At 59.8% G+C, this 12067-nt stretch carries 10 protein-coding genes; 6 read left to right on the forward strand and 4 right to left on the reverse strand.

Annotation, left to right across the window (positions count from 1 at the left end; all coding sequences use genetic code 11):
* The first annotated feature begins 15 nt into the window (after nucleotides 1–15).
* The 3 genes from QZH45_RS28210 to QZH45_RS28220 all read left to right on the forward strand — a co-directional run bounded on the left by QZH45_RS28210 (nucleotide 16) and on the right by QZH45_RS28220 (nucleotide 4087).
* A complete protein-coding gene (locus QZH45_RS28210) occupies nucleotides 16–1101 on the forward strand; it encodes a hypothetical protein (protein ID WP_024778855.1) in 1086 nt (361 codons plus the stop codon).
* 114 nt (nucleotides 1102–1215) lie between these two features.
* Nucleotides 1216–1974, forward strand: a complete 759-nt coding sequence (locus tag QZH45_RS28215) for a substrate-binding periplasmic protein (protein ID WP_033034521.1) — start codon at nucleotides 1216–1218, stop codon at nucleotides 1972–1974.
* A gap of 259 nt (nucleotides 1975–2233) precedes the next feature.
* The gene (locus QZH45_RS28220; protein ID WP_024778856.1) at nucleotides 2234–4087 is read left to right on the forward strand and encodes a DEAD/DEAH box helicase; all 1854 of its coding nucleotides are present in this window, start codon (nucleotides 2234–2236) and stop codon (nucleotides 4085–4087) included.
* Nucleotides 4088–4334: 247 nt separating this feature from the next.
* On the opposite strand, the gene QZH45_RS28225 is transcribed toward QZH45_RS28220, so the two are convergent.
* Nucleotides 4335–4931, reverse strand: coding sequence for a YceI family protein (locus tag QZH45_RS28225; protein WP_024778857.1), 597 nt, complete (start codon nucleotides 4929–4931; stop codon nucleotides 4335–4337).
* 32 nt (nucleotides 4932–4963) lie between these two features.
* Nucleotides 4964–5515: a cytochrome b gene (locus QZH45_RS28230; RefSeq protein ID WP_024778858.1), complete on the reverse strand. Its 552-nt coding sequence runs from the start codon at nucleotides 5513–5515 to the stop codon at nucleotides 4964–4966.
* A gap of 336 nt (nucleotides 5516–5851) precedes the next feature.
* On the opposite strand from QZH45_RS28230, the gene QZH45_RS28235 reads away from it, so the two are divergent.
* Nucleotides 5852–6358 (forward strand): hypothetical protein, encoded by a 507-nt coding sequence (locus tag QZH45_RS28235; protein WP_080686236.1) that lies wholly within the window; start codon nucleotides 5852–5854, stop codon nucleotides 6356–6358.
* A 422-nt stretch (nucleotides 6359–6780) separates the two neighbouring features.
* Here the strand turns inward: QZH45_RS28235 and QZH45_RS28240 are convergent, their stop codons facing one another.
* Nucleotides 6781–8550 (reverse strand): flavin monoamine oxidase family protein, encoded by a 1770-nt coding sequence (locus QZH45_RS28240; RefSeq protein ID WP_055135801.1) that lies wholly within the window; start codon nucleotides 8548–8550, stop codon nucleotides 6781–6783.
* 223 nt (nucleotides 8551–8773) lie between these two features.
* Between QZH45_RS28240 and QZH45_RS28245 the strand changes: the two genes are divergently transcribed.
* Together QZH45_RS28245 and QZH45_RS28250 are read left to right on the forward strand one after the other, a co-directional pair.
* A complete protein-coding gene (locus QZH45_RS28245) occupies nucleotides 8774–10180 on the forward strand; it encodes an adenosylmethionine--8-amino-7-oxononanoate transaminase (protein ID WP_055135802.1) in 1407 nt (468 codons plus the stop codon).
* Between the two features lie 131 nt (nucleotides 10181–10311).
* Nucleotides 10312–11031: a 16S rRNA (uracil(1498)-N(3))-methyltransferase gene (locus tag QZH45_RS28250; RefSeq protein WP_024778861.1), complete on the forward strand. Its 720-nt coding sequence runs from the start codon at nucleotides 10312–10314 to the stop codon at nucleotides 11029–11031.
* 127 nt (nucleotides 11032–11158) lie between these two features.
* Here QZH45_RS28250 and QZH45_RS28255 read toward each other — a convergent pair whose 3' ends face one another.
* Nucleotides 11159–12061: a transporter substrate-binding domain-containing protein gene (locus QZH45_RS28255; RefSeq protein ID WP_055135803.1), complete on the reverse strand. Its 903-nt coding sequence runs from the start codon at nucleotides 12059–12061 to the stop codon at nucleotides 11159–11161.
* Between the last annotated feature and the right edge of the window lie 6 nt (nucleotides 12062–12067).

Consider the following 12067-nt stretch of genomic DNA (forward strand, 5'->3'; position numbering starts at 1 on the left):
AAAGGATTGCAGTCGATGCCAAACGACCACCGGTCGACGCCCCCTCAACTCATCTATCTGGTCTACGGGGCTGAAACCTATCACCAGGAAGCTGTGTTCAGTATCGCCAGTGCCCTCGCCGGCCTGCGCGAAACCCCCGGTGAAGCGTTGGACATCCAGGTATTCACTGACAATCCCAAGCCCTATCACGGGCTGCCGGTGCGCTTGCGCCCCCTGGACAATGAGACCCGACTGGCCTGGACTGGCCCCCACGGCTATCACTTCCGCGCCAAGCATGTAGTCATGCAGAAAGTGCTCGAGGAAACCGAGCTGGCCCTGCTGATCGACACTGACACCTTCTTCCATTGCTCCCCGCTGGAGCTGTTTCGGCGCATCCAGCCCGGTACGCTGCTATGCAACGCCGTCACCCTGAGCTACGGAGACAACAAGGACGCCGAGCTTTACGTGGCCCTGGCGCAGTTCCTTCAGCAACGCCAACTGGCGGACGACAACATGTTACTGCTCAATTCAGGGGTGATCGGTCTCCATTCAAGCGACGCGGTCGTGCTGGATCGTTCGATTGCTCTGATGGATGAGCTTTTTCCCCTGGCGAAAGGGGCTTACACCCTGGAGGAGTTCTGCCTCTCGGTGGCGGCCTATGATGGAATGAAGGTACGCGAATGTCCGGATCTGATTCACCATTACTGGAGCCGCAAGCAACTGTTTCGCGCCAAGATAAAAGCCTGGCTTGATAAGCACCACGCCAATCCTGTCTGCCTGCAAGCCCTGGACGAAACCCGACAGGTTACCGTCACCCTGCCCCGCCCCCCGACATTGCAGCGGCTGGCCTATAAACTTGTCACTGTGGCGCTGCCCGGCCATAAGCGACAATTCATGCGGGAAATTCTCTACGGCTGCTACCGCCACGCCAATCAGTTCGATCAGGCTTGTGCTCCGGTCTGGTGGGAAAAGGCCCTGGAGAACGTCGAGCACCGCCTGAAAAAGCCGTTGGAAGACCACGAGCTCAAACACTGGCTCAACCATCCGCTGATTCGCCTGGTGCTGGGTCGTCGCCGCAAAGCCATCTATTCGCACCTGATGCAAAAAAAAGACAACGAGTGATCTGTGTGGGTGATTTCTGCGCTCAAACGAACCGCACAGACCACCAGGGCACGCGTTGACCTGTGAGCCAGAGCGCTCTGGCTATTTGGTCCGTACTCATCGTAACCTCAGGCTATGCCCGTCATCGCCCAATTACTGACCGCCCTTCTTTTCCTGTGCCTGAGCCTTGCCGCCCGGGCCGAAAAGTTGCGTATCGTTACCGAACCCTGGGCGCCCTACGTCTTTGAGGAGAACGGCAAGATCCTGGGGCTGGATTACGAGACCACAGCCATCGTATTCAAGCGCCTGGGCATTGATGTCGAATGGCAGCTCCTGCCATGGAAACGATGCCTGGCGATGCTGGAACAAGGTCTGGCGGATGGGGCACTGGACATTTTTCACAGCGACGAACGCGACTCCATGTTGCTCTATCCCAGCGAGCCACTGTCGGAAGTAGAATTCGTGATGTTCCATGCCAACGCCAGGCCCCATCCATTTCACACGCTCGCGGACCTGAGTGGCCTGACCGTCGGCACGTCGCCCGGTTATCTCTACAGCCAGCCATTCCGGGAGTCGACTTTGTTCAAGCGTGAAACCGCGCCCACCCACGAAGCCAACTTCGGTAAGTTGCAACTGGGCCGGATTGATCTGCTCATCACCGATCGCCGGGTGGGCCGACATCTGCTCAAGCAAATGCAACTGGGCGACCAGATCAGCGAAAATCCCACCGTCGTAAGCCGTCAAAGCCAATACCTGGCCCTGCGGCGCAAGGCCGGAATGGATTTGCTGGTGCAACGCTTCAGCGCCGAACTCAAGCGTTTCAAGCGCGAGCCGGCCTATGCCGAGCTGAATGCTCGCTATGACAGCACACCTGTCAATGAGAGGATGAAATAAACCGTTGAGCAGCATGAAAGCGGCGCAGGGCGTTTGCTCTGTTATACTCGCGCCTTCCCGCCAGGCTCACGCCCGGACACCCGGTCTTGCAAAAGGCATCCCGACATCGCTACAGCGCAGCTTCCAGCCAGCGCGAGCCTTGTCCGGAGCTGTCTTCCAGACCCGGCAGGACCGGACGGGATGACGTCTTTTTGAACGTCATTCGCGCCAGGCAAGACTATCCCATTGGGCCAGGCCCTCACTAAAAACAGGATTACTCATGTCCTTTGCTTCCCTCGGTCTCTCCGAGGCTTTAGTCGGCGCCATCGAAGCCGCCGGCTACACCGAGCCTACCCCGGTGCAACAGCGGGCCATCCCCGCCGTGTTGCAAGGTCGCGACCTGATGGTCGCCGCGCAGACAGGTACTGGTAAAACCGGCGGTTTCGCCCTCCCGATCCTGGAGCGGCTGTTCCCCAACGGTCACCCGGACAAATCCCAGCGTCACGGCCCGCGCCAACCGCGCGTACTGGTCTTGACCCCGACCCGGGAACTGGCTGCCCAGGTCCACGAGAGCTTCAAGATCTACGCCCGTGACCTGAAATTCGTCAGTGCCTGCATTTTCGGCGGCGTCGGCATGAATCCCCAGGTCCAGGCCATGGCGCGCGGCGTCGACGTGCTGGTGGCCTGCCCCGGCCGCCTGCTGGATCTGGCCGGTCAGGGCAGCGTCGATCTGTCCCACGTTGAAATCCTCGTGCTGGACGAAGCCGACCGCATGCTCGACATGGGCTTTGTCCATGACGTGAAGAAAGTCCTCGCCCGCCTGCCCGCCAAGCGTCAGAACCTGCTGTTTTCGGCAACGTTCTCCAAAGACATCACTGATCTGGCCGGCAAGCTGCTGCACAACCCGGAACGCATCGAAGTAACGCCGCCGAACACCACGGTCGAGCGTATCGAACAGCGCGTATTCCGCCTGCCAGCCAGTCATAAACGCAGCCTGCTGGCGCACCTGATCACCACCGGTGCCTGGGAACAGGTCCTGGTGTTCACCCGCACCAAGCACGGTGCCAACCGCCTGGCCGAGTATCTGGACAAGCATGGCCTGCCGGCCGTGGCGATCCACGGCAACAAGAGCCAGAACGCTCGCACTAAGGCCTTGGCCGACTTCAAGGCCGGCGAAGTACGGATCCTGGTTGCCACTGACATTGCCGCCCGCGGCCTGGACATCGACCAGTTGCCCCACGTGGTCAACTTCGAGCTGCCGAACGTCGACGAAGACTACGTGCACCGGATCGGTCGTACCGGTCGGGCCGGTCGTTCGGGCGAGGCGATCTCGCTGGTCGCTCCGGACGAAGAAAAGCTGCTCAAGAGCATCGAGCGCATGACCCGGCAGAAGATTCCCGATGGTGATCTGATGGGCTTTGATGCCAGCACCATCGAGGCCGAGAAACCTGAAGTGCGTGAACGTCCGGACGTACGCAACCCGCGCAACCCACGTGGCCCACGCGGTGACGGTCCGAATGGCGGCGGTGGCGGTCGCAAGGACAAGGGTAAGGATAAAGGCAAGGAAAAACCGGCCGGCAGCAGTCGTGGCGAACGCCCGGCGCGCGAGCAAAAGCCCCGCGAAGGCACCCCAGCCCGTGAACAACAGCGCCCAGCCCCTCGTGCCGCCGCTGATCGCGCCCCGGACGAGTTCCTGGACGACGATATCGATAACTTCGGTAACCGCGTCGACTACGTACCGCAGCAGAAACCGGCCCAGGGTCGTGGTCGCCGTCCGGGGGCTCCGGCACAGGGTGCTGGCGCAGGCGCGCCACGCAGCGGCCAATCGCAGGGGCGCCAGAACGGTCCGCGCAACAGCAACGGCTCGTCCACTGGTACCCCGCCAGCCAAGCGCAACGGCCCTCGCAACGGCGGCCCTCGTGATGGTCAGGCGCGCCGCGAAGATGCCCGCCGTCGCCCGGCCCGCGATGACCAGGCGAGCCAGGAACCTGCAGTGCAGACCCCTCGTGGCAACCAGCCGAAAATCATGCACAAGGAATCGAAACTTGATCGCTTCCCGACGCCTGAGCAACTGGACCAACTGCCAAGCCGCCCACGGGGTGAGAAACCTGCGTTGCTGACTCGCAATCGCTGAGTTATTCCAAACCCTGAAAATGCCCCTGATCTCACAACCAGGGGCATTTTTTTGAGTCGACGCAGATCCAAATGTGGGAGCGGGCTTGCTCGCGGAGACGGTGTGTCAGGCAACGTGATTGGCACAGATGCACCGCATTCGCGAGCAAGCCCGCTCCCACAACGGTCTGCGTTACCTTTCGAATTTCGTATGGCAATAAAAAACGCCCCCGATCGCAGGATCGGGGGCGTTTTTTTAGGCGCGAATATTACTTCGCTTTGACACCTTCAAAGGTTACGTACAGCTCGACCGCGTCGGACGATGGCCCCAGGTCTTTTTGTTTGCCGAAGTCGGAACGCTTGATGCTGGTGGTTCCTTCGAAACCGGCACGGTAGCCACCCCATGGATCCTTGCCTTCGCCCAGGAACGTGGCCTTGACCACAACTGGTTTGGTCACGCCCAGCAGGGTCAGGTTACCGGTAACGTCGGCGGTGTCCTTGCCATCGGCGTTCTTGCCGGTGGATTTGACGCTGGTGGAAACGAAAGTGGCCTTGGCGAACTTGCCAGCGTTCAGGAAGTCAGCGCTGGCGATGTGCTTGTCGCGCTCGGCGTTGTTGGTGAACACGCTGGAGGTGTTGACGTTGAACTCAACCTTGCTGTCTTCAGGCTTGGCGGCATCGAAGCTGAACTTGCCGTCGATGTCCTTGAAGGTACCGGTGATGTAGCTATAGCCCAGATGGCTGATCTTGAAGTCGACGAAGGCGTGCTGGCCTTCCTTGTCGACCACATAGTCGGCAGCCATGGCCTGGCCGGCCGACAACAGTGCAGAACCGATTGCCAGGGCGGCGAGCGTCTTTTTCAACATGCTTTCTATTCCTTAGGAGTCGAGGTTGAACATCAGGCTTGGCGCCCCAGCATTCGCTTGAGGGTCGCGTCACGGTCGATAAAGTGGTGTTTCAGTGCTGCCAGTGCATGAAGGCCGGAGAAAATGACCAGCGCCCATGCCAGGTACAGGTGGATCTGGCCGGCGACGTCTGCCTGGTCGGGCAGTCCGGACACCAGCGCGGGGACTTCAAACAAACCGAACACCGGAATCCCGACACCCTCTGCAGTGGAAATCAGGTAACCGGCGCCCATCAAGGCAAACAACCCGAGATACAGGGCACCATGGCCAAGCTTCGCGCCGACACGGGTCATGCGCCCATAGGTTTCCAGAGTCGGTGGCGGTGGGCTGACAAAGCGCCAGATCACCCGCAGCAGCATCACCGCCAGCAGCACCAGGCCGATGCTCTTGTGCAGGTCCGGCGCAGCTTTGCGCCAGGTGCTGTAGTAATCCAGGCCGACCATCCACAGCCCCAGCGCGAACAACCCGTACACCACCAGCGCAACGCCCCAGTGCATGACGATGCTGACCCTGCCATAGCGAGAAGAAGAGTTGCGTAGCTGCATTGCTCATATCCTGTAAAAACTGCGACCAAGACTAGCGAGTTATCTATCGATTTAAAGCGGAAATTTTTGCTTTGAAATATCGAGAAATACGATCATCAGTCTGGGTTGGGTGGGTTAAGGAAAGATTAACGCCAACACGATGCGTGTTAGCGAGGGGCACCAGCAACCATGAAGCGGCTAAACGGATCCCATCATCAGCAAGCTTACCCTCCAAAGGAGCCCTGGTGGACCGTAATTGCGCCCCAAGTATTTGCTTTGCAATATATATGTATTGCCCTTTCGGTTTTTATCCTTGATTAAATGAGCGCTCAACATTCATTTAACAAGGTGAAACACATGGCTGTTCCTTATACTCCATTTCGAGCAAGCGGCTCTCCAATATTGCCTCCCAACCAAACAATGTCAGCAGGGCAGTACCTTCAATCACCTAACGGACGATTTCGACTGGTGTTACAAGCTGATGGGAATTTGGTCATCAAGGACGGAGAGACTATCGTCTGGACCGCAAATGGCAACCAGCTTTACAGCGTAACTTTGCACCCAAAAAGAATGCGCGAGCCACTGCAGTTTGTAATCAGCAACAGTGGTTTTCTTTATGACCCAGCCAGAGGGCGCTTATGGATTGCGGAAAGTACTCATAGCAGGGACAAATCGCTTTGGTACAACTCTTGTATGGTCATGCAGGATGACGGCAATCTGGTCATCCACGACAGGCGAACGGGAAAGCTGTGTTGGGCTCGCTCTGGCTTTGTCCCGGGGCGGCTTTCCAAGCCAAGGCGAGTGAAGGTCCTGTTTGAAGATGTACCGATCCACACATGGACATTTTCATTAGGGCCGTTCTAATAGATATCCACCACCCTATATCTCCTAGTTAACTGAACACTCAGGCTTGTACGGATCCATACTGCATTTAAAAGCTAAACCAGGATCAACTTTGGGAATCATCGGAATCGTAAGAGGGTCTCTGCAGTCACCATATACACAACCAGAAAGTACGATTACTGTCATTAGCATCATTAATAATTTCATAAGCACTCCAGTCTTTTTTTGTTTTGCAGAGACTAGAGCGCAACGCTTGGCACAATCTATCGTTCCCTTCCGACACTGTTGTGGGAAGCATCTGATAAATCGCATGGGCGTGTAGGACCGGAATCGTAAAGTCAGGCGACTCCAGGGCGCGGCATCATGCAACCGGATATTCAATATCTGGATAAACGAGCAAAAAAAAGCGCGACCCTTAGGCCGCGCTTTTTTACACCTGGACGTTACTGAGCCGCGGGCTCAGTGGTTGTCGCCGGTTTGGCCGCTGGCTTCTTCGCCGGTTCAGCCTTTTTCACAGGTGCCTTGGCCGGGGCTTTTTTTGCCGCGGGTTTGGCGGCCGGCTTCTTCGGCGCGGCTTTGGTCGTGGCCTTTTTGGTCGGCTCGGCTTTTACCGGCGTCGCAGGCTTCGGCGCTTCAACCGGCGCTGGGGCCGGGGTTGGCGCTGGAGCAGGGGCCGGGGTCGACGGAGCGACCGGCTCGGGTGCCTTGGCCAGCTCTGGCTTCTTCTCGTCATCCGAACCACCGAACAGGTTGGTGAAGAAGTTGCCTTTCTTCGCCGCCACCGCACCTGCAGCCGCCGCTGTCGCGGCCGGAGCGACCTTGACCGGTTCGAACGACTTGCCCGCCGCCAGGTCCTGCACTTGGCTGGCCGCGCGCTGGCCGCTACGCAACGCGCCTTCCAGGGTGCCTGGGTACAAGGCGTCCGTGTGTTCACCGGCAAAGGCTACGCGCTGCAACGGTTTTTCCCACAGGCGCCAGTACTTGCTGATCTGGCCCGGACCAAAGGCCAGGTACGAACCGGCCGTGGATGGGTCAGTGCTGTAGCGGCGGATTTCATAACCGGTGAAGGCCCCGCGGGCTTGTGGATAAAATGCGTGCAGGCGGATCAATACCTGATCGACCATCTGCTTGTCGCCAAAAGCCTGCATCACTCGGGCATTGTCACCCGAAAGGTTGATGATCACATTGGCACCGCCCTTCATGGCCGGCTCGATCCACATCATGCCCAGGCCGGCATTGCTGAAGATTTCCCCCGACATGCGCGCCTTGCTGTCCCAGACCGGGGTCTTGAACTTGAGCATGATCTGGTCGCGCCAGCCGTAGTTGGTGCCCTTGATGGCGCCAAGGTGCTGGGCATCCAGGGCCGGGGTCAGTTGGATCTTGTTCAGGGCGCGCAGCGGTACGGCCAGTACCACGTAATCGGCTTGGTAGCCGACGCTGCCGACCTTGACGGTCACACCGTCCTTGTCCTGGGAAATGGCTGACACTGGAGAATCGGTCTTGATGGTTTTCAACTGCTTGAGGAAGGCCTGGGCCAGCACCTGGCTGCCGCCGAGCAAACGCGAAGCCCGCAGGTCGCGATCGGACACGCCGCGATTGACGCGGTTCTGCTGTGCGAAATACAGCAGCGACAGGCGCGAAGGTTCGTCGTAACGGGTACGGATCTCCTGATTCACCAGCTGCCGTGCGGTGGCCGGCAGTTGCAGGCGATCGAGCCAGGCGGACACGGTCATCTGGTCCAACGCATGCAAGGTGCTGGTGGCGGTCGGATTCAGCGGGTCTTCGATGGAACGTGCCAGCTCATCCAGGGTGGTTTCGTAGCGTTTGATGGCTTCGGCGGTGGCAGGCTGCTTCGCGGCCAGGTCAGCGGCGGTAAAATAGGTGCCGTCGATCAGATAGCTGGGGGTGCGCACGAACTCGGGGGCCGAGGTGGTACCCAGCTTGAACGTCGAGATGTATTTGTTGAGCACCGGCTGGGTCTTTTCGTTGCCGATCCACTCGCTGGTGGCCATGCCCGAACGACCGCCCACGCTGGGCTTGGCTTCAAGCAAGGTCACCGCCCAACCTTTGTTCTGCAACTCATAGGCCGCCGTGAGCCCCGCCAGGCCGCCACCGATGACGATGGCCGTCGGTTGCTTGTCCTTCGCCAGCGCCGTAACGCTGAAGAGCCCTATCACCACCAGCGCACACGCGCGCAGCCAACCAGCAGACATTCAGCGAACTCCGGAATAAAGCAGGAAAAATTTCAGGTTTCGAGCCAGCCGGCTCAGAGAACGGCGAAGAATACGTCAGCCATCAAAACGCCGCCAGCGACGTCTATCGCCTCGCTCAAAGTAGCAGGAACGACACAATGGGTTGTTCGCAGGGCCGTCATTGCATAGGCTTGCCCGATTGTTTGGCCCGCGCCCGCCGCGAGCCGCCTCGAGGAGACTGTAGATGGGCCTGAACAACCAGTGGATGCAACGCGACCTCGCAGTGCTGTGGCATCCCTGCACCCAGATGAAAGACCACGAACAACTGCCGCTGATCCCCATCAAGCGCGGTGAGGGCGTCTGGCTGGAAGATTTTGAAGGCAAGCGCTACCTCGACGCCGTCAGCTCCTGGTGGGTCAACGTATTCGGCCATGCCAACCCACGCATCAACCAGCGAATCAAGGACCAGGTCGACCAGTTGGAGCATGTGATCCTCGCCGGTTTCAGCCACCAGCCTGTGATTGAGCTGTCCGAGCGCCTGGTGAAAATGACGCCAGAAGGACTGACATGGTGCTTCTACGCCGATAACGGTTCGTCCTGCATCGAAGTGGCGATGAAGATGAGCTTTCATTACTGGGTCAATCGCGGCCGTCCCGACAAGAAGCGCTTCGTCACCCTGAGCAACAGTTATCACGGCGAAACCATCGCGGCGATGTCGGTAGGCGATGTGCCGCTGTTCACCGAGACCTACAAGGCGTTGCTGCTGGACACCCTCAAGGTGCCAAGTCCCGACTGCTACCATCGCCCTGAAGGCATGAGCTGGGAAGAGCATTCACGCACGATGTTCGCCGCCATGGAACAGACCCTCGCCGAACACCACGACACCGTGGCCGCGGTGATCGTCGAGCCGCTGATCCAGGGCGCCGGCGGCATGCGCATGTATCACCCGGTGTACCTGAAGCTGCTGCGCGAAGCCTGTGACCGCTATGGCGTGCACCTGATCCATGACGAAATCGCCGTGGGCTTCGGCCGCACGGGAACGATGTTCGCCTGCGAGCAGGCCGGTATCACGCCGGACTTCCTTTGCCTGTCCAAGGCCCTGACCGGTGGTTACCTGCCGCTGGCGGCGTGCCTGACCACCGACGACGTCTACAGCGCGTTCTACGACGATTACCCCACCCTGCGCGCCTTTCTGCATTCCCACAGCTATACCGGTAACCCGCTGGCCTGCGCGGCCGCCTTGGCGACGCTGGATATCTTCGAAGAAGACCACGTCATCGACAACAACAAGGCCCTGGCCCAGCGCATGGCGAGCGCCACCGCGCACCTGGCCGATCACCCGAACGTGGCCGAAGTGCGCCAGACGGGCATGGTGCTGGCCATCGAGATGGTCAAGGACAAGGCGAGCAAGACCGCTTACCCCTGGCAGGAGCGACGCGGCCTGAGCGTGTTCCAGCATGCCCTGGAGCGCGGTGCGTTGCTGCGGCCGCTGGGCAGTGTGGTGTATTTCCTGCCGCCGTACGTCATCACCCCGGAGCAGATCGACTTCCTGGCACAAGTGGCCAGCGAAGGCATCGACATTGCCACCCGGGATACGGTCAGCGTGGCGGTGCCGAAGGACTTCCACCCGGGTTATCGCGATCCGGGCTGAGCCTGGGCCACCGCCATCGCGGGCAAGCCTTGCTCCCACAGAGAAATGCGAAACCACTGTGGGAGCAAGGCTTGCCCGCGATGAGGCCGGGCGCTTCAACCACGATCATTTTTTTCTTGCAGAGACTCCACATGAGACTGTCCCGCTTCTTCATCGACACCCCCCTGAGCCTCGGCGCTCACGAGTTGCCCGAAGCCCAGGCCCATTACATCGGCCGTGTGCTGCGCATGGCCGAAGGGGATGCGGTGCAGGTGTTCGACGGTTCGGGCCAGGAGTTTCGCGGTAGCCTGGCCGAAGTCGGCAAGAAGCGCGTGCGGGTGCAACTGGATGAGCAATTCGCCGGGCAGCCTGAATCGCCACTGCGCATCCACCTCGGCCAGGGCTTGTCCCGGGGCGAGCGCATGGACTGGGCCATCCAGAAAGCCACCGAGCTGGGAGTCAGCGAGATCACGCCGATTTTCAGCGAACGCTGCGAAGTGCGCCTCAAGGACGAGCGCGCCGACAAACGCCTGCTGCACTGGCGCCAGGTGGCGATCAGCGCTTGTGAGCAATGCGGACGCTCGACCGTACCGGTGATCCATCCGCCGTTGCTGCTGGCCGACTGGCTGAAGCAGACCGATGCCGAGCTGAAGCTGGTGCTGCACCCGGTAGCCGAGCCACTGGTCAGTCATGCCAGACCCTCGACGCTGGCGTTCCTGATCGGCCCCGAGGGCGGTTTGTCCGATGCCGAAGTCGAACAGGCCGCCAGCGCCGGTTACCACGCCGCCCGCCTCGGTCCCCGCGTGCTGCGTACCGAGACCGCGCCGGTGGTGGCGCTGGCGGTGGCGCAGCAGCTATGGGGGGATTTCTAGACCCGTCGAAGTTTCACTTGTGGGAGCGAGCCTGCTCGCGATAGCGGTGTATCAGTCAATCACCTCCTGATTGACACGCCGCCTTCGCGAGCGGGCTCGTTCCCACAATGGTTATTGGCGTTGCCGATTATTGCACCGGATCACTCACCGGCCTGGCGATGATCGCCTTCAGCTCACTGGTCATCGGAAACTCCAGGTTCAGGCCCTTGGGTGGAATCGGTTTCTGAAACCAACGGTCATAGATGGCGTTGATCTCACCTGACTTGTACAGGTCCCCCAGGGCCGCATTGACCAACGCCAGGAATTGCGGATCGTCCTTGCGCACCATGCAACTGTAGATTTCCCGCGACTGTTCTTTGCCCACCACGACCCAGTTGTGTGGATCGCGGGCCTTGGCTCGTTCGCCATAGAGCAGCGCATCGTCCATGTAAAAAGCCGCCGCCCGGCCGGTCTCGAGCATCTGGAACGCCTCGCCATGGTCTTTCGCACTGATGATGAACATGTCGGCCTGATTGTCCTGGTTGTAGCTTTTCAGGAAACGCTCGTTGGTGGTGCCTGCGGTGGTCACCACGTTCTTGCCGCGCAGGTCGGCAAAGCTGTGGATACCGCTGTCCCTGGCCGTCAGCAGTTGACCCTTCACATAGATGAAACCATAGGAAAACGCCACCTGCTTCTGCCGCTCGGCCGTCACGCCGGTGGAGCCACATTCCAGGTCGACGGTGCCGTTCTGCACCAGCGGGATGCGGGTCTGGGAGGTCACCAGGTTGTACTTCACATCCAGTTGCGGCAATGCCAGTTGGGTCTTGATCCGCTCGACGATTTTGTTCGCCAGGTCCACTGAGTAGCCCATCGGTTTGCCGCTGTTGTCACCTATGTAGGAAAACGGCACCGAGGCGTCGCGATACCCCAGGGTGATGCCGCGGGTATTGGCGATTTTCCCCAGCGTGCCGCTCGGAGGGGCTTGTGTAGCCTGGACATGGGCGCTCAACAACAGGCTCAGGGTGCAGCCGATCAACGTGATTTTTTGCATTGTTAT

Origin of the sequence: Pseudomonas corrugata (assembly GCF_050920615.1) — a bacterium.
GTDB lineage: Bacteria > Pseudomonadota > Gammaproteobacteria > Pseudomonadales > Pseudomonadaceae > Aquipseudomonas > Aquipseudomonas corrugata.